Below are 23851 nucleotides of genomic sequence, written 5' to 3'. Positions count from 1 at the left end.
AGTTTACTTTTATAATAAGCTCATCTATTATGCAATATATGTGGATAATATTTATCCACGTTAGCCTGGTTATAAATATTGAGGTGATTGCTAGTGCATATGAAAACAGGTGTCGAACAATCTGTCTACGCTCTTCTTCTACTCACGATGCTGCCGGACAAAGCCGTTTTACCTGGGGAGGCCATCAGCCAGCAGTTAGGTGCTTCACCTACTTATTTTCATAAACTGTTACGAAAATTGGTTAGCTCCGATTTGATTACTTCTGTACCTGGTGTCAAGGGCGGGTTCAAATTAAAGAAAAAACCTGAGGATATACGGGTATTTGATATTTATCTAGCGATTGAGGGACAACAAACCCTTTATTCTTCCAGTGGTATATACAACGAAATGCTTGAATTAAAGAAAGACGATCAGTGTTGTTTACTGGCAAATTTGATGGAAGAAGCGGAAGCCTCCTGGAAGGCCGTTCTGAAAAGAGAAACCATCGCGTCACTATCCGCTGACTTTTTTAAAGAAGGATATGATGACAAAATTACTTCTTTAGAGAACTGGATTCAGGAAAAAATGGTCTTGTAAAGAACTCTAATTAACAGAAAGGAATATGAACATGAACGATTATTTAGTAAAAGCTCTTGCCTACAACAATCAGGTACGGGCTTATGCCGTGAGAACAACGGAAACGGTAAGTGAAGCCCAACGGCGTCATTATACCTGGCCCACAGCATCGGCTGCATTGGGACGTTCTATGACGGTCGGCGTCATGCTGGGAGCCATGCTTAAGGATGAGGATAAACTGACGATCAGAATCAACGGTGGCGGACCTATCGGCACCATTCTTGTCGATACCAACTCCAAAGGTGAAGTTAGAGGTTATGTAAAAAATCCACAAACCCATTTTGAGCTTAATCAGATAGGGAAATTGGATGTCGCCAGAGCTGTAGGAACAGATGGAGCGCTAATTGTATCCAAAGATATCGGCTTAAAACACCCGTTTGTTGGACAGGTCCCTCTCATATCGGGTGAACTGGGCGAGGACTTCACATCTTTTCTCGTCCAATCCGAACAAATTCCTTCTTCTGTGGGAGCGGGAGTTATTGTTAACCCAGATAACTCTATACAGGCGGCTGGAGGTTTTATTATTCAGCTGATGCCAGATACACCAGAAGAGGTTATCAGTTTTATCGAGAGACGTATTGAGAGCATTCCAAGCATCTCCGCAATGGTCATGGAAGGTCTTACACCAGAGCAGATTCTGGGTCAGATTTTAGGAGAAAGCAACATAAACATACTGGAAACCATGCCTGTACAATTTCATTGTCCCTGCTCAGAAGAGCGCGTTACCAATGCCATTATCAGCTTAGGGAATAAGGAAATAGAAGATATGATCCATACCGATGGACAGGCTGAAGCTCATTGTCACTTTTGTAACGCACACTACCATCTTACCAAAGAAGATCTCGAGGGCATGCTGGAAACAAACATCATTTAAATATGGCTGTTCCCAAAAAGTAGGTTTAGCTACTGGGGAACAGCTTTTTTCTTTCCCAATGCTTCCGATGGTTTCTTAATCCTAAACACGGTAGACTTGTTCATGATGTAAGTGATAATGTTATATTATTCCAATCACTTGAGATGAGGTGCGCTATGCTCGAAAAAGATACGCATGAAATTCTGGCTTATTATGATGGCGGTGCAGAAATAGGCAGGTTAGAGCGAGGCATAGGAAAAATAGAACTGGAAAGATCAAAAGAAATCATTTCACGTTATCTCAGGGAGTCTACTCATGTTATTTACGATATCGGCGGCGGTGTAGGGGTCTACTCTTCGTGGCTGGCGGAGCTGGGATACGAAGTTCATCTATTTGATCTATCTTCCCAAGCCATTGAATTCGCTCGTCAGCAGCAACTGAATAAACCCATCATCAGCAAGCTGGAAACCGCGGATGCCAGAAATCTTGATCGTAAAGATGAAAGCGCGGACATCGTGCTATTGATGGAACCTTTATATCATTTAACGGAACAGAAGGAACGAGTAAAAGCACTGCAAGAAGCGGCGCGTGTCTTAAAAAAAGGTGGAACGCTGATTACTTCAGCTATTTCCAGGTTTGGCTCGCTACTGTGGGGGCTATCGGTGTACGGTGAGTGCAATACCATTGTGGAGGAAGATGCGTTCATGGATATGGTCAGACAGGAGCTAACAGATGGTCAGCATGTGCGCCCTGCTGCTTATCCCTCTTTTCTCACACGCTCCTACTTCCATACACCGGATGCTTTGCGCGCAGACTGGCAGGCGGCTGGATTACCGAAGCCTCGTATACTGGGTGTGGAAGGACCCGTCTGGATTGCACCCGGATTTGAGGAAAAGTGGGTGCTTCCTTCCCATCGCAGCCGCTTGCTGGATATATCACGGCAGGTTGAAGAGCAGGAATCCGTAATCGGTATGAGCCCGCATATGCTTGCGGTAGGTACCAAGTCTTAAAACTCAGCACCTCTACAATTACGGTCAGATGCCGCTGCTTTAATAGTTCACGATCTATTGCTACGATATCCTCTCCAAGCGGGTTAGCTATACCGTCCAAATGCTGAGTAAACGTCATTCGTCCACTCTTCATAGGCCGTAAATCCTTCATCACGGTTTCAAGAGCAGCTTCCCACTTCTCATCTGCCGGGTAATATAGCACTTAGTCTAATTCTCCTTTGGATGCCAGTTGAGGTAATAGGATTTCTTGAAGCAACATGTTGATTTCTTTTAAAAAGGCTTTATTGTCCGGACTTCCTCCCAGAAAAATGCCTTGGGGGTTGCTCAATACAGCGGTATCCCCATTATTAGATAAAAAAATTCTACCCGGTATGGTGCCGCTAATAACACCTTGAATCGATATGTGATGCTTCATTGTAATAAAAAGACCGAATGCCTTATAAAAATAAGATTCCGCGAGTTCCATTCCTTGAATCATGTGATGAGCACACATTTGTCCGATTTGCCTCCCATAAGCCTATGAGAGATTCTTTCTTATTCATCTAAATACATAAACCTCTCATAAGCTTTTTGTTTTGTTTGTTCGTATTCAAACATCATCACTCCTTTAAACGTATTAGAGGATTAGGCTCTAAGATGGTCTGTACTTGATGCCTCGCTTCATTATGGATAAAACATACAATTCGGTCAAGTGAACTTCTGGTAATGAAGAAGGCCTCGGCAGCACAATTGAATGGCTTCTGTGTATAGGCTATTGTAAGGATAGGAGACTTTTCCCAGATAAAAGAACTTACAGGAGGTTGTTTTCCTTGATGATCCTTGAGCTAGTGGCCATTATTTCTATTGCTCCCTTGTCCACGTTTTTCTCCTTTAGATACCGCTTGTGGAGACAACTATTATGAGAAGTGAACATGAAATGCTTCATACCATTCTCCATTTTGCTCAAGAGGACGAACGGGTACGTGCCGTGATTCTGAATGGTTCACGCGCCAATCCACATGCTCCACGGGACATTTTTCAGGATTATGATATCGTCTTTCTCGTATCCTCCATGGACAGCTTTATTCAGGAACGTCGCTGGATCAACCATTTTGGTGAATTGATCATTATGCAGACGCCCGATGAGCATATGGAACCTGCTCCGATGCCCCGTGATCGCTTTGCTTTTCTCATGTTATTTACAGACGGCAATCGCATAGATCTTACACTCTACCCTGCGAATAACATCACCAATTGGACCCGAGACAGCTTAAGTGTACTGCTGCTGGATAAAGACGGGCTTGTGCAGCCTTTCCCACCGCCAAGTCTTCAAGATTATAAGACGATACCTCCAACTGCCCAAGTCTATGCGAATTCCTGCAACGAGTTCTGGTGGGTCAGTACCTATGTGGCTAAAGGATTATGGCGACAGGAACTGCCCTATGCCAAATTTATGCTGGATCGGCCTGTGAGAGATGCGTTTCACTTGATGCTGGAATGGCATATTGGTATACGAACAGACTTCGCGGCAGACCCGGGTAAACAGGGAAAATATTTTGAGAACCACCTTGAACCTGGACTTTGGGCACTCTACATCCAAACGTTTGCGGATGCAGATTATGAACATATGTGGCAGTCTCTTTTTATCATGGGAAATTTATTTAGAGAAGTTGCGTTGGAAGTAGCGAACCATTATGGTTACGAATATCCAACTCTGGACGATCAACGTGTTACGAACTATCTCCATCACGTAAAAGCTCTCCCAGCAGATGCTAAGGACATTTATTGATAAAAAACCAGTCGGCACTTGATTTATATGTGCTAGGCTGGTTTTATTTTTATACACTAACGTTATTCTGTCCTATGTGCTGCTTTAGATATTGCGCTGTTCGTTCCGGTTGCGAGATCGGAAAATGATGAGCTGCCGGAATATTCAGCGTATGCAGGGCATGAAATGGCTCGGGCAACTTATAGATCTGATCCTTCACACCCCATAGAATCGAAACCTCCTCTTTATACATTCTTTCGGATATCTCAGGAACCGACCGGAAGCTATCGGACTTCGTTAGCATGGCTAGGGCTTGCGCAGTCGTCTTTCTTACGCGTGGGGAACGCATTTCTTCAAGAACATACGTGATGTATGCTGGCGGGATATCGTCGATACTTTCAAAACAAGTCTGCGCAAGCAATTGCTTGCGTAAGCCTGAATCGCTGAATCTGCCTAGCATACTCTCCGTAATTCGTGCGCTCCGATATCTGCGCGGAGCAGTATGCAATACAGGCTGCAATAGGTGTAAGCTACTGATACGCTCAGGTACGCGTTCCCATGCCTTAGCAGCTAGTAGTCCGCCGAACGAATGACCTACAAGGCAGATTGGCGTTTCCAAAGCCTGAATAGCCTGCACTAACGATTCAATGTGGCCTTCTAGTACATCCTCCTTATGATGGTATGGGGAACGGCCAAAACCGGGAAGATCCACCAAGCAAACAGAGGATTCCGGAAATTGATTTGCCAGCGGTATCAAACAATCTGCCCCGCTGAAAGTACCGTGAACTAATACGATCGTTGGATTTCCATTCTTCACCCTTCGCTCCAGTGTAGCTAATGGCCCACGTCTGTTGCGGACATATCCATCTGTATCTATGGTGGAATGAGCAATCCTGAAATCAAGATCAGTAATGACAAATGGGAACACGCTTTTGTTCATCGCCTGTGACAACCCGTATTTACGTTGAATCTCTCGTGCTGCATCCAGTGGGTAGTCCACATCCACGATAAAATCGAGTGATTCCTTCGGAATACCTAACTTTTGGCCCAGAGGAGTACCCAGTATACTGGTTAGCCAAGCTGGCGAGATCGAACCGAGCGGTTTACAGACACGAAGCTCCTTCGCCATATTCGTTCCCAGCTCTATCATCGTTGGACTCTGCTGCCTGTCATCCATCAAGTAGTATGTTTCACTAGCAGGATGTGATTCCTTCGTAAGAACACTGATCAATTCGGCTGCATGATCTACATGGACCAAGGGAAGCCAATGAGATTTTCCGCCGGGGACAAGTCCCATAAGCTTGCGCGCTGTAGAACCTACGAGAATGCCTAGCCCACCAGTTTGGGGCGTATCCCCAGACTCTGAGTCACCTATGACAACGCTCAAATGGACAACCGAAAGCGGAAATCCTTCCTTGTGTGCTCCTTGACGAATACGCAAATCAGCCAAAAATTTCATCCGTTCATATGGAGGCGCTTGTTCCAAATGATCGATGATGGGCTCGGGAGTAATCCAGTTATGATCATTAAAAGGGCTTTTGTAACCAACCAAATGGATAAAATGTCGTAACCCTTTGCTCGCATGAATATGTGTAGCCAACGTTATCATTTCTTCTGCTGCTTGTAGAAAAGTTGCTCTCGCATCCTCCTCTCCCAGCAGAATATCCATCGGACCTCCTGCATGAATTATCACATCTGCTGTCTCCACGAGTTGCCTGTCAACAGGATTTAATCCTAGAGCAGGTATACTCAAATCGCCAATAACCGGTGTTAATTTCCCGATATGCCATGCTGTGTCCAAATCCATTTGCCTGCATATTTGTTCCCACTTCTGCTGCGAACGAACCAGGACGGTAATAGTGTGTTCCTCCTTGGAAAGTTGTCGTAACGTATGCATGCCGATAAACCCTGTGCCGCCCGTGATAAAGATATGTGCCATATACGAAACCTGCCTTTTTTAATTTTTAGTACTTCGTAGTACTAATAAAGATTAAAAAAATCACTTTAGCAGAAGTGCTAAAGTAAATTTTAAATTTTCGAGTATGCTCGGGTCCTGGCTTGCATGCTGCAGAAAGAGCGCACCTTCAATGACCGAGACGATGAATTGGGCCGTCGACCTCGCAGGAAGTTCAGCCTGAATCTCTAATCTTTCCCTTCCCTCGTTCAGCAATATTTCTACGGTAGTGATTTGGCTTTGGAAGAACTGGCTTATTTTATTCCGAAACAAGGCGCTATCTTGAGGCATTTGCGTATAAAGAGTAATAAAGGGACAGCCTCCCAAACAATCTGTCTCTTGCTCTGTCAGCAATTGAAGAAGGATTTCAAAACGTTCCTGAACAGACTGATCCTTACGCGAAACAACTTCATAAATCATCTCATTATACGTTTGAATCAGTTGATCCAGAATGGCTGAAAGTAGCTCTTCTTTACTTTTAAAATAATAGTAAATGTTCGTTTTGGACACATTGCTCACAGCCACAATTTCATCCATACTTGTTGCATGATATCCTTGGGTAAGAAACAATGAGGTGGCGATGCGCAGAACAATATCCCGATTCGTGATTTTATTTTTTTTCATCATATTTAGCACTATACGGTACTAAAAAAGACTTGTCAACCTTCGCTGGAACATGTCTACTCCAAAATATTATTTTTCGGCCAGAACCCGGTCACCTCTGCTCGCAGGCTGAGAAATAACCAAAAATTCAACATCCTGATTCGTTTCATTAAACATTTGATGAGGCGCCATAGGAGGAACCTCACACCCTTCCTGAGATCCTAATTGGATTCGTTCACCATCCACTTCAAGTACCGCTGCACCTGATAAAATAAAGAAAAATTGGCGCGCATGATGATGATAATGTCTGACCTCATGTGTATTTCCGGGCATCCGCTCATGAATAATGCTCAAATCATTATTTTTCACCAAGCGCCAACCATCACATTGATCTCCCCATATATAATGTTCAGCATTATTTTTACTTATTTTCATATTGAACTCCTCCTTTTGCAATTACAGTTTTATTTTAAATATGGATTCATAGAGCTACAATCTTAATTTTAAAAAACGGCGGGACAAATGTAAAAAACACTCCGACTTAGTCAGACTGTTTTTATATATGCGCCTCGATAATTTCCTCTAACTTAATCCAGCTAAAATCCTCTTCCCCACGGGATAGCTTCACTTCTCGCCGACTTGTGTTAATTACTGTGACCAGTCCACGCAGCTCCTCATCATCAAATGGATTGAACACTTTTAGCGTAATAGGCTTACGTTCGTTATAGGATACGATAATGGCCTGTTCAATCTGCTGCATTTCCTGATCGTCCAGTGCTGGCTTGCCGCGCCTTCCTTGCTCCTTCATCAGTCTTAAATATGCCTCCCGATGCTCAGGCAAAATCATGCGCGAGCTTTCCCATATGCCATTTCCTTCAAGCTTTTTCCCCATCGTAAGCCCCTCCTATGCTGTTCTGGTTACCGGATGCCATGCCAATACATGATCTAATCGAAAAACACGTGGCTGGCCTGTCTGTAAACAGGTGGCTCGTATCAAGCCATTCTGCACACGATGCACCTCGATACGCCGATGAGACAGTTTGCCCTTCCGATCCAAATACACGATTTCCACGATCTGCCCCACGTATTTTTCCAACATGATCCTTCACTCCTTATCAGAACGTTTGTTTGTATTATATGCGAACATGCGTTTGATTATCAATGTAAAAAAATCCCCTGAGGGATTTGACTCTCTCAAGGGATTTCGTAACAATGTAATCTGAACTTAAAAATTTAACTTCTACAAAAATTTATTATTTAGTTCGTTCCCTTACAGCAAAGTAATTTTCTTCATTATCTGCAAAGTTAAACACTCTTCCGAAAGGCATAGTTACAATTTCTCCAACTTTGACATTTTTATTTGATAAGTCGTCATATAATTGATCAAGATTTTCCGAAAAAAACATTAAAGAAGGTGTACCGAGATTTAATTCAGGTGACATTTTAGCAACGAATTCCTTATTGTGGAGAATAATGCTTGTTTCTGCACCCTTTGCAGGAGCAATTTCAATCCATCTCATTCCTTGACCATTATTTTCTTCAGAAATTACTTTAAATCCTACTTTTTTTGTCCAAAAATCCAGTGCCTCATCCTGGTTATTTACATACAACATAATTTGACCGACTTTACTAATCATTGATTTTTCAACTCCTTTGTATAAGTAATTACCAAACCTCGATGCCCCTAATCCCATCTCCTCACTTTAAAATTCATAGGTGGATAGCTTAATATCTTCTTTATTCAAATCTTTCAGCGGATAGACAGGGCCATTCCAATAAGTCAGAATATCAAGCGGCTCATTAGTACCATGTTCTTTTAAAGAAAGAGATAATTCAAGTAATAGATGTGGAAGTTGATAAGAGCTTGTTAAAAACTGATATTCCTCTGGACTTTCACAGTCTTCTGCTCGATAGAACACAAAGTATCCCTCGGTATGATCCCCAATGAGTACAATATAGCGAGCAAGAAACATAATTTCGCCATTGGCAAAAGGAATGGAATGTGTCGAAGCAGAGATCAAATCAGTCTCTAATCCCTCAATACGAAGGGTAAGTTCATTGTTAAGAGCATCCATTCTTTCCCTTTGTTCGCTGACGAGGTGTTCATAATTTACAGGGACAAGCCCTCCATTCTTGATCGTAGCGATCAGTTCGTCTATAAATACTTTTTGAGACAACACTCGATTGCTCATCCTATTCATCTCCATATTCGTGAAAATAAGCATGGAATTCTCGCTTTAACATGTTCAATATTTATGTATTAAAAATCTTGATTCCTTAACTCCCCAGCATTTTTGTGACTGCATTCACGACCCTTTCCATCTCAAATGGTTTAACAATAAAGTCTTTTGCACCTGCCTGAAATGCTTTTATAATCGCTTCCTGCTGCCCCAAAGCAGAACACATTAAAATGTTAGCTTGAGGATCAAGCTCTACAATCTTTTTAACAGCCTCAAGTCCGTCCATCTTAGGCATATTAATATCCATGGTGATTAAATCGGGACGAAAGTGTGCGTATTTTAAAACAGCATCATACCCATTTTCTGCTTCCGCAATAACAGCGTGACCTAAATCCAAAAGAATATCCTTAAGCACAGAACGCATAAATAAAGAGTCATCCACTACTATAACTGTTGCCAAATTAACCTCTCCAATCCGTTGTCAAATGATATGCACGCCCAAACTTCAATATCGGTGAATAAACTAGTAATATTAATAGAAAGAATCTGTAAAAATAAAAACGCTACCAATGAATTATAAAAGAAATTTGAAACTAGCTACTACAGAATTAGTTTTCAAAAAAACGTTTCACAATGACGTAAATCATTTCTGAAAAGCAAATTACAAAGGACTATATATCTACTGTATCTAGAGCACTAGCCCAGAAAGTACAATCTTCTTAGATAGTTATAAAAAAACTGACGCCGGTATCATTCCGACGTCAGTTTTTAAACTTATTCGTTTAAGAATTCCTTATTCATTCAGAGCTTTTTTCAAAGCCTCCAGATTGTTTTTCATTACACCAAGGTAATCCAGGTTCTTCTGTTTGTCTTCATCCGTCAATCCTTCGAGCGGATTCAGTACATCGGTTTTTGAACCGATTTCAGTAGCTACGGTCTCAGCGACCTTCGGATCAACAAGAGTTTCAAAGAAAATCGTTTTAACATTATTTTCTTTAGCAAATTTGATAATACCCGCCAGCTTGTCTGGTGTAGGCTCTTGCTCTGGAGATAATCCGGCAATAGGTACTTGGGTCAGACCATATTGCTTAGCCAAATAACCAAAAGCAGCATGCTGCGTAATAAAGTCTTTACGTTTTACATCTTTCAGACCTGTTTTGAACTCGTTATCCAGCTCTTTTAGCTTGGCGATATAAGCATCAGCGTTTTTCTCATAATCAGCTTTGTTTGCCGGATCGGCTGCCACAAGCCCTGCTTCAATGGACTCTACTTCTTTTTGGGCCAAGACTGGATTAAGCCATACATGAGGGTCCAGCACATGATCGTGATCATGGCCTTCCTTTGCGTGTGCTTCTTCTCCTTCTTCCTCAGCAGTGCCTTCCATCAGGTTTAACCCTTTGCTCGCTTCAACTACAACACGCTTATCGTTGGACGCGCTGCTCAAAGCCTGTTCTGCCCAACCTTCGACGATACCGTTATAAACAAATACGTCAGCATCCTTAACCTGTGCCATATCTTTGGCGCTCGGTTCCCAGTCATGCGGCTCAGCACCGGCAGGAATCAACGCGGTTACGTTAGCATGGTCTCCAGCAACTTGCTTGGTAAATTCATACATTGGATAAAAAGTGGTGACCACATTCAGCTTGTCTGCTGTTTGTGCCGCATTCGGCTCGGTTTGGGAAGCATTTGTAGCTGTATTATCAGATTTGGCTCCGCAGCCAGACAAAATAAGTGCTAGTCCCGCAGACAATACAAATGATTTTTTGAACCATGTATTCATATTCATTACTCCTTTATGTGTTAGTTTTTAGTCACTCTCACTGTAATTACACTCACTGGCCTGTCGCATTCTTCCGTCGGGAAGCCTGCTGCTTGCCCAGCTTACGGACCAGCTTTTGAATACCAGCTCCTACGATCAGGAATAATAACAGCACCATGGCAATTGTCCCCCCTGGGGGTGTACTAAGTTCATACGACGCCGTTAAACCCATAAATACGCCGATCAATGCAGTGATCATAGATATCCAGATGGCTGCCGCGAAGCTCGGTGCGATTCGAATCGCCAGCGCCGCAGGGAGCACGATGAGTGAGGAGACAAGCAGTACACCGACAATCGGCATTGCAGCAGCTACAATCATCCCTGTTAAAATACTAAATGCAAATGAGATGGACTTGACAGGAAGACCATTAGTCTTCGCCGTTTCTTCATCAAAGGTAATCTGATACAATGGACGCCGGAATACAAAAAAGAAAATACCTCCGATCACAGCCACTACAATCATCAACATCAGTTCTGTCTGATTGACCGCTACTACCGAACCGAACAAATAAGCGGAAAACCCTTTGTTGATGCTCTGATTCAGATTCATTAAAATAACGGCCGTCGAGAGGCCACCTACCATAATAATAGCCACAGATATCTCACTATATGTTTTATAAGACCTGCGGACGTATTCAACGATAATCGCGCCGATTACGGCAACAATAAATCCAGTTATCGTTGGGTTAATGCCTAAATAGGCACCCGCTGCCACCCCTGCCAGCGATACATGCGATAGCATGTCCGCCATGAGAGCCTGACGCCGTAGCATCAGATAAACTCCAAGCACCGAGGCCAGCAGTGCAATTACCCCACCGGCACAAAATGCCCGCTGCATGAAGTCGTAGTGCAGCATTTCCATCCGCCATCTTCCTTCCTCTCAAGCTCAATAATTCGATCCAGATAATGTTGCACTTCCGATAGTCCATGGGTCACCATGACCACAGTTCTTCCATATTCCTTAACCTGCTGATTCATCAGATCGTAGAAATGATGGCGGCTTTCCTGATCCATTCCGGTCGTGGGCTCATCCAAAATGAGCAGATCCGATTCCTGAGCGAGTGCTCTTGCCACACAAATACGTTGCTTCTGTCCACCCGACAATTCTCCGATTTTACGGTGACGCAAATCCCACATGCCTACCTGACGCAGCGCCTGCTCAGTCAGATCATGATCCTCAGGCCGCATACGGCGCAACCAAGAGCCATGAGTATATCTTCCTGAACGGACAAATTCCAGGATCGTACTTGGGAATCCGCCATTGAATGCAGCAATTTGTTGGGATACAAAGCCGACAACGAGCTTTTTGCCTTCACCTGTACGGTTAGACATGAACACCTTGCCCTTCCAAGGCTGAAGCAAGCCGAGCAACAGTTTGAGCATGGTTGATTTGGAAGCACCATTCGGTCCGGTAATAGCTACAAATTCTCCCGAAAAAATTTCAACATTGGCATCCACCAAGTTAGGAACGTCTCCGTAGCCAAATGTGACCTGTTCCAATGAGGCCAATAACATGACGCAAATCTCCTTTTCCTTTAAAAAGCCTGGAGCCATCTGAGCGATCATCATTTGCGCAGATTCTCCAGGTCGTTTATGATCATTAAACCATCTACCGTAATTATTACGATTTGGTAATAAAAAAATAAGCGTTTGATAAACGTAACCTTTACGCATTAGCAAGTTTAACAGTTTAGGCAAGGTTCGTCAATGTTTTGGAAACTCTTTTGTTTGTTTACTTCACCTTGTCCGGGTATAAGCCTGCCGCCAAGGTTTTCAACGCGATCGGAGCGCGCACGCCTTCAGCCGCTGCGGATAATGGCAGTACTATAAACCGTTTGTTTTTGATCGCTTCCACACCAGCCAGCGCAGGCTTGCTTAGGAGCAGCTTCTCTTTATCAGCTAGTGAAGTATCACCATAGTCGAGGATGACGATCACATCAGGGTTACGGTTCACAACCTCTTCCCAGCTTACCTCGGTAAAACTTTTGTCAATATCATCAAAAATATTTTTCGCCTTCACACTTTCAATCAAAGACGTTAGGTAATTGTTGGCAGCCGTAAAGGGCTTGTCTTCTCCGCTGTCATAGACAAACACCTTGGGTGGCTGTTCAACAATACCAATTTGAGTCTGAATGGACTGCACTTGTTCACGAATGTCATTTACCAGCTTTTCTGCACGCTCCTCAACCCTGAAAATACGCCCAATATTTAGTATATCCTGATACACATCTTCTAACGTGGGACCCGGTTTATTGGAGGACTCCTGTACATAGGTCAGCACCCCTTGTTTGGCTAGCTCCTCACGGGAACCCAGATTTTTATCATTAAAGGCACTCTTCCAGCCCGCATAGGCAAAATCCGGTGCAGCGGCCATAAACACCTCTTTGGACGGATATTGTCCGGCCAGTACCGGGATTTTGTCATATTGAGCCTTATATTTTGGCAAAATCTGATCATCCAAATACGCAGTTCCTACCATAGAGGATTCCAGTCCAAGAGCCAGCATAACCTCAGTCGCATGCTGGTTCAATGTAACCGCGCGTTTGGGCGCCTCGGGAAATACCATTTTAACGCCCATGTTCTCAAGCTCTACCAACGTCTTATTGGTTGCCGATTGCAATGCGGCAGGTTGCTGCCCGTTTGCCAATGGATCGCTTGTTTGAGCTGTGTTTCCTGCTGCGCAGGCTGATAACAACAGCATCATCGCCAAAGCGAGCATAACCAGCGGTAACGCGGGCTTGCTATATTTTTTCATATGTACCGTCTCCTCTTTTATTTGTAGTATATCTTTCCTCATCGTATCACCTTTTCTGTTGACGTTATGGATAGTCTCCTCTCCTGAGAGAATCCGGTAAAAAGGTAATATTCGGCTTCCCGGTTTTTGGATGAATGCAGATTTCTGTCTCCACACCGAATACACTCCACAGCAGGTCTGGCTGAAGCACATCCTCCGTTATGCCAGAGGCTACCACTTTGCCTTCTTTTAATACATACATTCGATCACAATAAAATGCCGCCAAATTCAAATCATGTAGTGCAGCTAGCGTAGTTATCCGAAGTGTTTTGACCAAATCCAAAATTTGCAGCTGATACCTGATATCCAGATGATTCGTCGGCTCATCCAAAACAAGAAATCTCGCCTGCCCGGCCAAAGCTCTGGCGATCAATACCCGTTGCTTTTCTCCGCCGGACAAGGTGGCAAAGCCCTGATCCGCCTGAGCATCCATGCCTACCCGCTCCAGCGCCTGCTCGACCAGTTCATGATCGACGACAGTATCTGCTTCCAGCAGTTTCTTATGCGGATGGCGCCCCATCAGCACGATGTCCCGTACTGAAAAATCAAACGTTTGCGGCGCATCCTGACTCACCACTGCCATTTGTCGGGCCGTCTCTTTATACTTCATCCGCAGCATATCCTGGCCATCCAACGTAACCAAACCACTGTCAGGCTTTAGCACACGATACATATTTTTGAGCAACGTCGATTTCCCGCTGCCATTCGGACCGATCAATCCGACCAGCTCCCCTGCTTTTACCTGGAGGCAGATGCCGTCGATCAGCCGTTTGTCGTGAATACTGAAGGTCACGCATTCGACTTCTATATTCATTTTTCGCCTCCAAACGAGTAGGAACTACGACGCAGCAGCCACACAAAAAAGGGTCCTCCGCACACAGCCGTCACAATACCAATCGGCAGCTCCTGTGGAGCCAGCACGAGCCGGGCACATACATCAGCCCACACGACAAAAATAGCTCCCGCCAACAGACTGACAGGCAGTACACGCCGATGATCTGATCCCACTATCAGCCTAACGATGTGCGGAATCATAAGCCCGACAAAGCCAATCGAGCCACTAACTGATACGACTGCTCCGGTTAAAAGAGACGCCACAACAACCAGTAATACGCGGAACGCCTGTACGTTCACACCGAGCGTTACTGCGGTCTCTTCACCCGTTAGCAAAGCATTCAGCGAACGGTATCGGGTCAGGAGCACAGCCGTTCCAACGGCTACAATGAGGCTTGGAATAAAAAGCGTATCCCATTGAGCACCTGCCAGACTTCCCATCATCCAATACATCGCGTCACGAATGCCTTTTTCATTCGGGGCCATCGTAACGATAAAGCTAGTCACAGCCGACAGCATCATAGACACCGCCACCCCTGCCAGCAATAAGCGGGTCGTCGATATGCTCCCAGCCACACGGGCTAACGCGAACACCATAAGCATTGCAGTTAACGAACCTATAAAAGCAGATAAAGGCAGCGCAAGTCGTCCTAAAAATCCGAAAGCTCCGAACACAATCACCAATGTGGCTGTTACCGAAGCCCCAGACGAGACTCCTAAAATATAGGGATCCGCTAACGAATTACGAATTAATGCCTGTATAGTCGCCCCTGTAACAGCAAGTCCTGCTCCTACGACAACACCTAGCAGCACGCGTGGAAAGCGGATTTCCCAAACGATATATTGCTCAGGCTTGGTCCATGTCACGGGTATCCACTGGTCCAGCCAGGGAAGATGGGACAGTGCAATTCGCCATATCGTCCCCGGTGCGACAGCTACAGGACCCAGCATAACCGCGAGTGTGACCGAAAGCAACAGCCCAGCAGTCAGCAGCAGAATTGTTGTAAATCCCCAAGTAGGCTTGCCCGCTAGGTGTGCGCGAGAATTATGTTGTGATGGATTAAGGTTGCTCGTTCTCGAAGTCATGAACTACTCAATGGCTTTTCGGCCGCTTCCAGCTTTCTCAATTGTCCCTCGATCTCGGAAGCAGAGAAATTCTCACCCATGACAACCGCTACATCGTTCACTGGCTTTTGCGGGCGGATCGGAATGATTTCCAGCTCCCGATAGGCAAATTGAAACATCATCTGGCCCTCTGATTCCAGAAACCGCACAATTCCTTTGGCCCGGTAAATTTCAGCTGGCAAACTGCGGAACAACTGTTCAAACTCGGAGCGTGGCACAGGTTGTCCAAAGAAATGCGTGTGAACAACTACATGGTCGTAGGAATGATAATGCTCCCCATGTTCGTGGCCATGGGCGTGATCACGGTGATCATGATCATGATGATCTGTATGGTCATCATGATCTGTATGGTCATCATGATCATACGTGTGCAGATGATTTTCCGAATGAGAATGTTTACTCTTAATATCAACTGTGGATTCCTTATGCCGCGAAACGTCCATACGCTCCTCTCCTTGAGTGGAGAAAAAAATACCCGCGTCCACGTCACTTCGTTGCGTGCTCACAGTCAGAGCATATGGATTTAACTCTTTTACGAGGGCCTGTACTTTCTGCAACTCGCCCGCAGCCAATAAATCGGTCTTGTTAATAATCAGTTTGGAAGCGCACCGAAGCTGATCCTGCATCAAACGAAGCGACTTGCTTCTCTCGTTCCCCGAGGCAAAGTCCAGAAATTGATGCGCGTCTATGACCGTGATAACGGATTGTAAAATCATAGAGGAATAGATGGAGGCGTCTGTCACTGCATCTACAATCTCCATCGGGTTAGCCACTCCGGTACATTCTACAATAATCACGTCCGGCTTATATTCATCAGCAAGATTCATGAGCTCGACGCCCAAATCCCCGCGAATGGTACAGCATATACAACCGCTGAGCATTTCCTTCATGGGTGCCTGGCCATTCACCAAACTGCCGTCCAGATTAACATCACCCAACTCATTCATCAAAATGGCTGGCTTGAAGCCCTTCTCCTTGTAGTAAGCCAGCGCATGCTGAAGAAGAGTGGTTTTACCGCTACCCAAAAAACCGGATAAAACAACAATCGGTATCATATAACCCCTCCTTGTCTTTACAACATTTAATATGGATCGTACCGTAAAAATTTCCTTCTTGCAATCATTTATCGAAATTTAATCGTAATAATTACTAATAACAAACATAAATATATATGACCACTCTTTGAATTGTCAATATAGGAGGTGAGACAAGCACAATCCAGCGGGCATGATTGTCCCTCTACAGACATAGGATGTAGATAAGAACCCTTATTCTCAAGGAGACGTGGAATGAAAAACAGTACGCTGTTGAAGATGCTGCCTTTTATAATTCCGTTTGCCTTTCTCATCCCTGTGCTTGTCACGCTATCTCCCCAGTGGCTTCGTTTGTTAGATATGGGGCAGCTGCAACCGTTAAAAACGGTATTTATGGGCATTTTTCTGGAAGCTGTTCCGTTTCTCCTTATCGGTGTGCTCGTCTCATCCCTTTTGCAGTGGCTTGTACCGGAGACATGGATTCGCAAAATAGCGCCTGCGCATCCTGTACCGGGTGTCCTGCTGGCCTCCTTACTAGGTATGCTATTTCCCATCTGTGAATGCGGCATGATCCCTGTCGTTCGGCAATTAATGCTCAAGGGAATGCCTGCCTATATGGGTATCACTTTTATTTTAAGCGGGCCCATTATCAATCCCGTGGTACTGGCTGCGACGATGATGGCTTTCCCTTCCCATCCCGAGGTCACTGCCGTTCGAATGGGTTTGGCTTTTGCCGTCTCCGCGATCATCGGGCTGATCGTGTATGCCTTTGTACGAGTGCATCCGCTCAAACGGTCGTTGCTCTCTTTTAACCAGCAAAAGCAGAACAATCAGACTCATCGGCATAGTCGCACATGGCGGGGCTTTTTTGTACATGCTGGTGACGAGTTTTTGGACATGAGTAAATATCTCATTATCGGCGCACTATTAACAGCCTGCATTCAAACCTTCATCCCACGCGATGAACTGCTTTCGTTAAGCAACGGAACGGTTGGATCGTACGCCTTTATGATGGGTTTTGCCTACATACTGTCGCTGTGTTCCACCTCCGATGCCTTTGTAGCCACTGCTTTTTCACATACCTTTACACTGGGTCCGCTGGCAGCCTTTCTTGTACTCGGTCCGATGCTAGACTTCAAAGGCACGCTCATGCTGCTAAGCACCTTCCGCACCAAATTTGTCGCCATCCTGGGCCTGCTCATTGTTTCACTCGTCCTAGTGGGTTCTATAGCTGCTGAATGGTTATTAGGGAGGTGAATACAAACGTGAATTCAACCTTTAGCATTCGCTGGCAATACGGCATGCGCTCCTTGCTCCTGATCGGATTGGCTGTGTACATCGTCTCATTAAGCCGCACGAATGCACTTCATTACTACTTGGCTCCCCATATGCAAAAGCTGCTCCTACTCTGTCCTGTACCACTCTTGTTCATCGCATTGGCGATGGCATGGCACGGAATCATCGGGGAGCGGGACGGTGAGGATGTATGTGATTGTGAGCATCCGTTGCCGCAAAGCTGGTTCAAAAAAACACTCGTATATGGAATGCTGCTCATCCCGCTCCTGTTCGGTTCTCTGCTGCCCAATCAGGCACTTGGTAGTGATATGGCCGCCAAAAAAGGCATGTCCTTCACGTATCCCAACCCGGATATCCGACGAAAAACAGATACACAGACCACGAAAGCATCCACCGCCTCCCTTTTATCAACTGCATCTTCCGTCCCAACTTCGTCCCCTCCAGAGGGAAAATGGAGTCAGGAAACGCTGGATAAGCTGTTCGTTCCGCCTGACAAGTACAATGTAGAATTCGCCGAGCTGGCGAAACGCCTGTATCAGCAACCTATCATACAGATCAAGCCTGAGATTTTTTCCGAAACTATTGGAGCCATTGAGTTATATAAACAAGCTTTTGAAGGAAAAAAAGTACAGGTGACTGGCTTTGTCTATAAAGACGACAACCTGCCGGGTAAAGGCCTATTTGCAGTAGGAAGATTCCTCGTCATGTGCTGTACTGCCGATGCCATGCCATTCGGGATCATCGTCCAATCCCAGAAGGCCCCGTCCTTTGACAAGGATACCTGGGTGACCATTGAAGGAACACTGCATGCCACACAAAAGGGCAACGCTCCCGTACTTGAAATTCGATCCGAAAAAATAACCGCTGTCGAGCAGCCAGAATCCCCTTATGTCTATACCCAAGCAGACTCGGTAGCTACCTTTGATCGCTTGAACACAGCACACTAAACCCACCAAGGAGGAAAAATGATGAATAAAGTTCCTGTTATTTTAATCAGTGGTTTTCTTGGAAGCGGCAAAACAACACTGCTTTTGCGCCTATTAGCCCATACTCGTCAAATCCCCCTTCGTGCTGCTGTTTTAATGAACGAAATGGGCGAATATGATGTAGACAGCGCTATAATTTCAGAGGAAATGCCTGACGTAACAGTAGAAGGATTGCTAGAAGGCTGCATTTGTTGCAGCAAAAGAAATGAGCTGGCAGGGGCTCTGCATACCCTGCTCAGCCAGGAGCCAGATCTGATCTTCATGGAAACCACCGGGGTAGCCAACCCCGAACAAGTACTGGAGGAGCTTCGCTCCCCTCTACTGGCAGATCGGCTTTATCTGGTTCACAGCATCAGTGTTGTGGATGCTGAGCTGTTCCATGAATACAACAGCCGCTTTACGGCTGATAAAGAACTGGTTCGCACCCTGCACGGACAGCTGCGCACCGCAGACTTCATTGTGGTGAACAAGACGGATACAGCAAGCAGCCGTGAAGTGACGAAGGTCGTCAAGAGCATCCGCAAGCTCAACGATACGGCCAAGCTGCAAACTACTGAATATAGCCGGGTTGACCTTGAACCACTACTAGAGCCTGTTCTGGCCTCTGCATCCGTTGCCGCGAAACCTGCACAGACACCTCAACCAGCACCTGCACAGGTCCAGCTCACTGATGCAGATGCACCGTCCGTTCCCATTCCCGTCAAAAGTATCGGAAGCACCAGTAGTGTCTCCAGAAGTACGGCTTTCAAAGTTATTTCGGCACACAGTCATAACCACGATCCTAAGCAGCCTCATTCGTTCTCCCGTCTGGAGAGCTTAACGCTGCATCAATATTCTCCTCAGCCACTCGAAAAACAACGATTGGAAAACTTTTTGACCGGGTTAGGTTCCTCACTGCTTCGTGCGAAAGGTTATTGCGTGCTTCCTCAGGAAGGTACAATGCTTTTGCAATTTTCAGGAAATCACTTGGAGTGGCAGCCTACTGCACTTCCCGTGAGTCAGGGATATGTCACACTAATTGGGGAGCAGCTCGACAAAGCATCCATTACCGACCAATGGGAACAGTGCTTCCTTTCGCTATAAATGACAGGTCTAGATTAAGACAAAAAAACCTCCTGCAGATGCAGGAGGTTTTTTAAAAAGCGATGTTCACGGATTATTAGCATAATCCATAAACATAACGCTCGACTTTTCTTACTTAAGGTTATATTTTTTGTTAAAGCGATCCACACGGCCACCGATATCCACGTTTCTTTGTTTACCAGTGAAGAACGGGTGGGAAGCGGAGCTAGTATCTACACGGATAACTGGGTATGTGTTGCCATCTTCCCATTCCATCGTTTCTTGCGAATATTTAGTGGAAGCACTCAGGAAAGTAAATCCACAGCTAGGGTCCAAAAAGATAACTTTGTTCAATGTTGGATGAATATCTTTTTTCATTAGTTTCACCTAATCTTTCATATAGTTTTAGTTTCAAACTCAAACGTACTGGCGCAATACTCCATCAGTTGGCAAAAGGAACGGTTATGTCCCAGAAAAAAAGACGACAGATCATAACGGTTGCGCTCAAGCTCGTAAACGACAAGCAAACGATGCCGCATATATCGCATCGCCCATTGCACGAACGCTCCGGATCTTTCGTCAGCCTTCATCGTTATATAAGCATATAGTGAATGGTCCTCCGGCTCGTCCCAAATGCTGACACCAGCACAGGAGAACTCGGTAGCCACGTGCTTTCGATTCAAAAGGCAAAGCGTGCCATGTAGCTCGGCATCTATCATACAGCCTTGAAAAAAAGCCGTTTTCTTAGGTGCAAGCTTTAACTTTGGACGCTCTGTCCACTGGACTAATTCAAGTTTTCGCCGGTTCCATAACGCAGGCTTTTGCAAACTTAACACGATTTCTTCATCGTTAACTGGAGAGATCATGCCGCAGCTCCTTTCATGAAGCCCTATATTCATTAGAATTACAGGCTCCGTTCAGGATGCAGGATCATTCAGGTTGCTATATAGCAAGCCTCAAATTATCTAGTTTCACGATGGATCGTGTACTTTTTCAGACGCGGAGAGTATTTTTTCATTTCAAGACGCTCCGGATGATTTCTTTTGTTCTTGGTTGTTGTATAGTTGCGATCACCGGATTCGGTGCATGCCAAGGTAACAATTACGCGCATTTCTCTTCCTCCTTAATTGGAATACATGGTATACAATTACAATAGTAATTTTTACGATTAGTTCTATTCTATAATTCATGCTCCGCTTTGTCAACCTTAGAGTCACGGTTTGTCGCTTCTTCTACCGTGTTCCAGCGATTACGGTACTGTGCAAGCTTCGGATGAAGTTCCTGGGGTTCGCTCGAAAGCAGCAATCTGACATTTCTAATCCATTCTCCAAACGATGCATAGGAAGCGCACAAATTTGCAGTTTCAGGACTCATGTACAAAAAAAGTGGGGTCGTATACTTTTCCGCCAAAAAACGGATGGCTGCTTCAATCGGCGTATACTTTTTACGCTTACCTTCCCAACTCTCAATCACAACAGCACTCAAAGCCTGCTCCCGCTGCCACTCTCCCAGCTCGTCCACCCGCTTGTAATACGAACGTACCGGCTGCTTCCACATTCTTCTGACGGTTTCTTCATGTAGCGGATACAGCACCAGCTTTGTAAAAGATAATGCAGCCCCCGTTTCCGCAAAAAGCTCCAGCTCTCTGGCTGTAATTTGCTCGAACGTATCATAGTAAACCATGGTCCCTTTATGCGTCTCGATCGGAGGCTCATAACCATAGGGCACATATTGAAGGTTTCTTGTCATGCTGGACACTCCGTCCTTCCATAGATGAACTTTTCCTTCTATATTATACCCTTGTTTTGGCATGAGTTTGCATCAAATGTTTATCCTTGCTCAACAGCAGGCGTATTACGGCGTGAACCCCTTCGGAATTGCAACGCATAAAGTCCCATCGTCACAAGCGCAATCAGTGCAAGCACCGTAAATATATTGCTAAAATTGAACACCTGCACATTAGATACGACAGGATTCAAATGAAAGGACGACGAACTATCCAGCGTTTTGCCCAAAATACTTGTCGTGATCGCGCCGGCAATAAAATTCAGCAGAGATAGCAGCCCCATTCCAACACCAATCTGGTCTTTCGACAAGGTACGAGAAATCGTGTTGGACATGGCAATTTGCATGAAGGTCTGACCTACGTTTCCGAAAATAAGCAAAAATAAAATCAGATATGGAGATGCACCCACAAACGTAGACAAGCTGATAAAACAGATGAACAAAAGCGATACAGCTGTATAGACGAGAAACGAATTTCCTTTACTATCCGCCAAACGCCCCCCTCTTTTACCCAATAGAGCCGAAGCAATAGCAGCCGGAAACATAACCAGTCCAATTATTGCCGGCGTAAGCTGATTGAGACTGTTCAGAAACTGCGGTGCCAAGTACGGCAATCCAAAGCTAATCCCCGTCCCTAAAAAAGCGATAAGGAGCCCGTATGAATATTGCTTGTTACGGAACAGCTTCGGCTGGATGAATGGATCATGCGCAGTGTTAATGCGCCATATAAACAGTGCAAATAACACCATACCGAGCAGAAAAAACATCATATTGGTTTGCGAAATCGAAAGTAACAAGAAGGCTACTGTTCCACCCAGCAATAATCCACCAAGAAAATCGAACTTCTGATCCTCTCCACGCTGATCGTCCAAATATTTGCGGAAGAACGGCAATGCGATCAGTGGTAGCATGGAAATGACGAACAAAAAACGCCAGCTTGCAAAGCCTGTGATCAAACCGGAAATAATCGGAGCCAGTGCAGTACCTAACGCCAAGCCGATTGCTGTGACGCCCAAAGCACGTCCTCTTTTTTCAGCCGAGAAATAACGGACTGGGACGATCATAGCAGTTGCCGGAATAACTGCAGCCCCTGCAGCCTGAAGCAAACGAGCTACAATGAGCATCCAAAATTGATTGGCCAACAGTCCAATAAGCGAACCCAGTGCAAAAAAGATAATCCCAAACGTCAGCAAATCCTTAAGACGATATTTATCTGCCAATTTGCCGTAGGTCACCGAGCCAACCGCATACACGATCATATAGCCAGTCAGCAGCCAACTTACATCGGAAGCACTAATATGAAACTCCTCCCGAATCACAGGCATAACGACATTAAACATAAAAGCGTTCATCACTGAAAAAACAAGTGTGAAAGCCAACACACGCATAAGCTTATCCGCATTGGGATAAGTTTGTTCATTTATCATTTGGTTGTCTCCCTCTCCTGTAAACCTCTTATCTAAGATCGTATTTCACTGCTTTTGAATATCCCTATCCGGGCAAACTCTCTATATATCCGCTCAAACGCGGGTGTTCGCATAACGGTAATCGTGGAGAATTTTTTTAAGCAGGCCGCGCAGCGTCTCCGATTCTCCGACAGATAACGTTTCACCTACCGAGCTTTTAATTGCCTCAATGGTACGTTCAGCTGTCTTGTGAATCTCCAAACCTTCCTCAGTCAAATAGATTTGCTTCATTCGTGCATCTTCCGGGTGACTTTTGCGTACTGCCCAGTTTTTCTTAACGATCCCGTTAACCAGGCTGGTAACGCTTGATTTATCAATAAGCAATAGCTTTTCCAAATCCGTATTGGTGACTCCAGGCGACATCGCCAGTATATAGAGCGTCTGCGATTGTGGGGAGGTGAGCCCCAAAGGGCGCAGTGCTGTTTCAATTTCGCGCCGGACGGTAGTGAAAATCCATTTAATTAAATACATCGTACTCTCTTCCTCCCAAGGAAGACAAACGGGATACACCTCACTTCCCATCTCACTACTAACCTCCATAGCTATCTAATTTTAATAGTTTGAATTCCAACTAATTTTAATCAGCTGCCTACTTGGTGTCAATACTTTCGTAAAATGATGTTTTACTAGATAAGGTGAATTTCAAATTTTGAATTCATCCTTTATGGAAATATAGGCATAATAAAAG

At 45.0% G+C, this 23851-nt stretch carries 29 protein-coding genes; 7 read left to right on the top strand and 22 right to left on the bottom strand.

Annotated elements, in window-relative coordinates; genetic code table 11:
• Positions 1-93: 93 nt before the first annotated feature.
• From JOE49_RS16770 to JOE49_RS16760, 3 genes are all read left to right on the top strand, one after another.
• Positions 94-576, top strand: coding sequence for an RrF2 family transcriptional regulator (locus JOE49_RS16770; RefSeq protein ID WP_023988417.1), 483 nt, complete (start codon positions 94-96; stop codon positions 574-576).
• A gap of 31 nt (positions 577-607) precedes the next feature.
• A complete protein-coding gene (gene hslO / locus JOE49_RS16765) occupies positions 608-1489 on the top strand; it encodes an Hsp33 family molecular chaperone HslO (RefSeq protein WP_209942009.1) in 882 nt (293 codons plus the stop codon).
• A 155-nt stretch (positions 1490-1644) separates the two neighbouring features.
• Positions 1645-2478 carry a class I SAM-dependent methyltransferase gene (locus JOE49_RS16760; RefSeq protein ID WP_209942000.1) on the top strand — a complete coding sequence of 278 codons (834 nt, stop codon included), beginning with the start codon at positions 1645-1647 and terminating at the stop codon, positions 2476-2478.
• 202 nt (positions 2479-2680) lie between these two features.
• Here the strand turns inward: JOE49_RS16760 and JOE49_RS16755 are convergent, their stop codons facing one another.
• On the bottom strand, positions 2681-2971 hold the full coding sequence (locus JOE49_RS16755) for a hypothetical protein (RefSeq protein ID WP_209941997.1): 291 nt from the start codon (positions 2969-2971) through the stop codon (positions 2681-2683).
• A gap of 405 nt (positions 2972-3376) precedes the next feature.
• Between JOE49_RS16755 and JOE49_RS16750 the strand changes: the two genes are divergently transcribed.
• Entirely contained in the window at positions 3377-4246 is an 870-nt protein-coding gene (locus JOE49_RS16750) for an aminoglycoside 6-adenylyltransferase (RefSeq protein WP_209941995.1), read from the top strand.
• A gap of 49 nt (positions 4247-4295) precedes the next feature.
• Here the strand turns inward: JOE49_RS16750 and JOE49_RS16745 are convergent, their stop codons facing one another.
• The 15 genes from JOE49_RS16745 to JOE49_RS16675 form a co-directional block, all read right to left on the bottom strand.
• Complete coding sequence (locus tag JOE49_RS16745) at positions 4296-6164, bottom strand: alpha/beta fold hydrolase (RefSeq protein WP_209941993.1); 1869 nt, start codon at positions 6162-6164, stop codon at positions 4296-4298.
• Positions 6165-6224: 60 nt separating this feature from the next.
• Positions 6225-6806, bottom strand: coding sequence for a TetR/AcrR family transcriptional regulator (locus JOE49_RS16740; RefSeq protein ID WP_245248388.1), 582 nt, complete (start codon positions 6804-6806; stop codon positions 6225-6227).
• Positions 6807-6872: 66 nt separating this feature from the next.
• Entirely contained in the window at positions 6873-7217 is a 345-nt protein-coding gene (locus JOE49_RS16735; protein WP_053325339.1) for a cupin domain-containing protein, read from the bottom strand.
• 121 nt (positions 7218-7338) lie between these two features.
• On the bottom strand, positions 7339-7674 hold the full coding sequence (locus JOE49_RS16730; RefSeq protein ID WP_028542345.1) for a YolD-like family protein: 336 nt from the start codon (positions 7672-7674) through the stop codon (positions 7339-7341).
• A 12-nt stretch (positions 7675-7686) separates the two neighbouring features.
• Positions 7687-7881: a hypothetical protein gene (locus tag JOE49_RS16725; protein WP_013310131.1), complete on the bottom strand. Its 195-nt coding sequence runs from the start codon at positions 7879-7881 to the stop codon at positions 7687-7689.
• Between the two features lie 154 nt (positions 7882-8035).
• On the bottom strand, positions 8036-8419 hold the full coding sequence (locus JOE49_RS16720; RefSeq protein WP_023988409.1) for a VOC family protein: 384 nt from the start codon (positions 8417-8419) through the stop codon (positions 8036-8038).
• Positions 8420-8485: 66 nt separating this feature from the next.
• The gene (locus JOE49_RS16715; protein ID WP_023988408.1) at positions 8486-8974 is read right to left on the bottom strand and encodes a hypothetical protein; all 489 of its coding nucleotides are present in this window, start codon (positions 8972-8974) and stop codon (positions 8486-8488) included.
• Positions 8975-9059: 85 nt separating this feature from the next.
• Positions 9060-9422 (bottom strand): response regulator, encoded by a 363-nt coding sequence (locus tag JOE49_RS16710; protein ID WP_023988407.1) that lies wholly within the window; start codon positions 9420-9422, stop codon positions 9060-9062.
• Between the two features lie 333 nt (positions 9423-9755).
• Positions 9756-10742 carry a metal ABC transporter substrate-binding protein gene (locus JOE49_RS16705; protein WP_209941991.1) on the bottom strand — a complete coding sequence of 329 codons (987 nt, stop codon included), beginning with the start codon at positions 10740-10742 and terminating at the stop codon, positions 9756-9758.
• A 52-nt stretch (positions 10743-10794) separates the two neighbouring features.
• Complete coding sequence (locus tag JOE49_RS16700; protein WP_028542348.1) at positions 10795-11643, bottom strand: metal ABC transporter permease; 849 nt, start codon at positions 11641-11643, stop codon at positions 10795-10797.
• Complete coding sequence (locus JOE49_RS16695) at positions 11589-12296, bottom strand: metal ABC transporter ATP-binding protein (protein WP_023988404.1); 708 nt, start codon at positions 12294-12296, stop codon at positions 11589-11591. Before JOE49_RS16695 ends, JOE49_RS16700 begins: the two co-directional genes overlap by 55 nt.
• Before the next feature lie 217 nt (positions 12297-12513).
• Entirely contained in the window at positions 12514-13536 is a 1023-nt protein-coding gene (locus JOE49_RS16690) for an ABC transporter substrate-binding protein (protein WP_076160280.1), read from the bottom strand.
• A 64-nt stretch (positions 13537-13600) separates the two neighbouring features.
• A complete protein-coding gene (locus JOE49_RS16685; protein WP_209941989.1) occupies positions 13601-14389 on the bottom strand; it encodes an ABC transporter ATP-binding protein in 789 nt (262 codons plus the stop codon).
• Positions 14386-15495 carry a FecCD family ABC transporter permease gene (locus tag JOE49_RS16680; RefSeq protein WP_209941987.1) on the bottom strand — a complete coding sequence of 370 codons (1110 nt, stop codon included), beginning with the start codon at positions 15493-15495 and terminating at the stop codon, positions 14386-14388. Before JOE49_RS16680 ends, JOE49_RS16685 begins: the two co-directional genes overlap by 4 nt.
• The gene (locus JOE49_RS16675) at positions 15492-16589 is read right to left on the bottom strand and encodes a CobW family GTP-binding protein (protein WP_209941985.1); all 1098 of its coding nucleotides are present in this window, start codon (positions 16587-16589) and stop codon (positions 15492-15494) included. Before JOE49_RS16675 ends, JOE49_RS16680 begins: the two co-directional genes overlap by 4 nt.
• A 234-nt stretch (positions 16590-16823) precedes the next feature.
• On the opposite strand from JOE49_RS16675, the gene JOE49_RS16670 reads away from it, so the two are divergent.
• Genes JOE49_RS16670 through JOE49_RS16660 form a run of 3 tightly spaced genes read left to right on the top strand, consistent with a single transcriptional unit; the run spans position 16824 to position 19933 of the window.
• Entirely contained in the window at positions 16824-17825 is a 1002-nt protein-coding gene (locus tag JOE49_RS16670; RefSeq protein WP_068940793.1) for a permease, read from the top strand.
• Between the two features lie 8 nt (positions 17826-17833).
• Entirely contained in the window at positions 17834-18811 is a 978-nt protein-coding gene (locus tag JOE49_RS16665) for a TIGR03943 family putative permease subunit (RefSeq protein WP_071558808.1), read from the top strand.
• A gap of 18 nt (positions 18812-18829) precedes the next feature.
• Entirely contained in the window at positions 18830-19933 is a 1104-nt protein-coding gene (locus JOE49_RS16660) for a CobW family GTP-binding protein (protein ID WP_209941983.1), read from the top strand.
• A gap of 111 nt (positions 19934-20044) precedes the next feature.
• On the opposite strand, the gene JOE49_RS16655 is transcribed toward JOE49_RS16660, so the two are convergent.
• The 6 genes from JOE49_RS16655 to JOE49_RS16630 form a co-directional block, all read right to left on the bottom strand.
• A complete protein-coding gene (locus tag JOE49_RS16655) occupies positions 20045-20290 on the bottom strand; it encodes a type B 50S ribosomal protein L31 (protein WP_013310118.1) in 246 nt (81 codons plus the stop codon).
• Positions 20291-20307: 17 nt separating this feature from the next.
• Positions 20308-20778 (bottom strand): hypothetical protein, encoded by a 471-nt coding sequence (locus JOE49_RS16650; protein WP_023988396.1) that lies wholly within the window; start codon positions 20776-20778, stop codon positions 20308-20310.
• A 95-nt stretch (positions 20779-20873) separates the two neighbouring features.
• The gene (gene rpmG, locus JOE49_RS16645) at positions 20874-21023 is read right to left on the bottom strand and encodes a 50S ribosomal protein L33 (protein ID WP_007430271.1); all 150 of its coding nucleotides are present in this window, start codon (positions 21021-21023) and stop codon (positions 20874-20876) included.
• Between the two features lie 68 nt (positions 21024-21091).
• On the bottom strand, positions 21092-21661 hold the full coding sequence (locus JOE49_RS16640) for a hypothetical protein (RefSeq protein WP_053325330.1): 570 nt from the start codon (positions 21659-21661) through the stop codon (positions 21092-21094).
• 80 nt (positions 21662-21741) lie between these two features.
• Positions 21742-23124, bottom strand: coding sequence for an MFS transporter (locus tag JOE49_RS16635; RefSeq protein WP_028542356.1), 1383 nt, complete (start codon positions 23122-23124; stop codon positions 21742-21744).
• Between the two features lie 93 nt (positions 23125-23217).
• Positions 23218-23685: a MarR family winged helix-turn-helix transcriptional regulator gene (locus JOE49_RS16630; RefSeq protein ID WP_023988393.1), complete on the bottom strand. Its 468-nt coding sequence runs from the start codon at positions 23683-23685 to the stop codon at positions 23218-23220.
• Positions 23686-23851: the final 166 nt, after the last annotated feature.

It is taken from the genome of Paenibacillus sp. PvR133, assembly GCF_017833155.1.
GTDB lineage: Bacteria > Bacillota > Bacilli > Paenibacillales > Paenibacillaceae > Paenibacillus > Paenibacillus polymyxa_B.
This window is presented reverse-complemented; position numbering and strand designations above follow the sequence as displayed.

Bases quoted from the DNA above. Each gene is read 5' to 3' on its own strand.
- JOE49_RS16675 (WP_209941985.1), bottom strand. From the start codon at position 16,589: ATGATACCGATTGTTGTTTTATCCGGTTTTTTGGGTAGCGGTAAAACC.
- JOE49_RS16740 (WP_245248388.1), bottom strand. From the start codon at position 6,806: ATGATGAAAAAAAATAAAATCACGAATCGGGATATTGTTCTGCGCATC.
- JOE49_RS16715 (WP_023988408.1), bottom strand. From the start codon at position 8,974: ATGAGCAATCGAGTGTTGTCTCAAAAAGTATTTATAGACGAACTGATC.
- hslO (WP_209942009.1), top strand. From the start codon at position 608: ATGAACGATTATTTAGTAAAAGCTCTTGCCTACAACAATCAGGTACGG.
- JOE49_RS16755 (WP_209941997.1), bottom strand. From the start codon at position 2,971: ATGTGTGCTCATCACATGATTCAAGGAATGGAACTCGCGGAATCTTAT.
- JOE49_RS16700 (WP_028542348.1), bottom strand. From the start codon at position 11,643: ATGGAAATGCTGCACTACGACTTCATGCAGCGGGCATTTTGTGCCGGT.
- JOE49_RS16760 (WP_209942000.1), top strand. From the start codon at position 1,645: ATGCTCGAAAAAGATACGCATGAAATTCTGGCTTATTATGATGGCGGT.
- rpmG (WP_007430271.1), bottom strand. From the start codon at position 21,023: ATGCGCGTAATTGTTACCTTGGCATGCACCGAATCCGGTGATCGCAAC.
- JOE49_RS16695 (WP_023988404.1), bottom strand. From the start codon at position 12,296: ATGTTATTGGCCTCATTGGAACAGGTCACATTTGGCTACGGAGACGTT.
- JOE49_RS16720 (WP_023988409.1), bottom strand. From the start codon at position 8,419: ATGATTAGTAAAGTCGGTCAAATTATGTTGTATGTAAATAACCAGGAT.
- JOE49_RS16705 (WP_209941991.1), bottom strand. From the start codon at position 10,742: ATGAATACATGGTTCAAAAAATCATTTGTATTGTCTGCGGGACTAGCA.
- JOE49_RS16655 (WP_013310118.1), bottom strand. From the start codon at position 20,290: ATGAAAAAAGATATTCATCCAACATTGAACAAAGTTATCTTTTTGGAC.
- JOE49_RS16745 (WP_209941993.1), bottom strand. From the start codon at position 6,164: ATGGCACATATCTTTATCACGGGCGGCACAGGGTTTATCGGCATGCAT.
- JOE49_RS16730 (WP_028542345.1), bottom strand. From the start codon at position 7,674: ATGGGGAAAAAGCTTGAAGGAAATGGCATATGGGAAAGCTCGCGCATG.
- JOE49_RS16635 (WP_028542356.1), bottom strand. From the start codon at position 23,124: ATGATAAATGAACAAACTTATCCCAATGCGGATAAGCTTATGCGTGTG.
- JOE49_RS16725 (WP_013310131.1), bottom strand. From the start codon at position 7,881: ATGTTGGAAAAATACGTGGGGCAGATCGTGGAAATCGTGTATTTGGAT.
- JOE49_RS16735 (WP_053325339.1), bottom strand. From the start codon at position 7,217: ATGAAAATAAGTAAAAATAATGCTGAACATTATATATGGGGAGATCAA.
- JOE49_RS16685 (WP_209941989.1), bottom strand. From the start codon at position 14,389: ATGAATATAGAAGTCGAATGCGTGACCTTCAGTATTCACGACAAACGG.
- JOE49_RS16750 (WP_209941995.1), top strand. From the start codon at position 3,377: ATGAGAAGTGAACATGAAATGCTTCATACCATTCTCCATTTTGCTCAA.
- JOE49_RS16660 (WP_209941983.1), top strand. From the start codon at position 18,830: ATGATGAATAAAGTTCCTGTTATTTTAATCAGTGGTTTTCTTGGAAGC.
- JOE49_RS16650 (WP_023988396.1), bottom strand. From the start codon at position 20,778: ATGATCTCTCCAGTTAACGATGAAGAAATCGTGTTAAGTTTGCAAAAG.
- JOE49_RS16630 (WP_023988393.1), bottom strand. From the start codon at position 23,685: ATGGGAAGTGAGGTGTATCCCGTTTGTCTTCCTTGGGAGGAAGAGAGT.
- JOE49_RS16670 (WP_068940793.1), top strand. From the start codon at position 16,824: ATGAAAAACAGTACGCTGTTGAAGATGCTGCCTTTTATAATTCCGTTT.
- JOE49_RS16680 (WP_209941987.1), bottom strand. From the start codon at position 15,495: ATGACTTCGAGAACGAGCAACCTTAATCCATCACAACATAATTCTCGC.
- JOE49_RS16690 (WP_076160280.1), bottom strand. From the start codon at position 13,536: ATGAAAAAATATAGCAAGCCCGCGTTACCGCTGGTTATGCTCGCTTTG.
- JOE49_RS16640 (WP_053325330.1), bottom strand. From the start codon at position 21,661: ATGACAAGAAACCTTCAATATGTGCCCTATGGTTATGAGCCTCCGATC.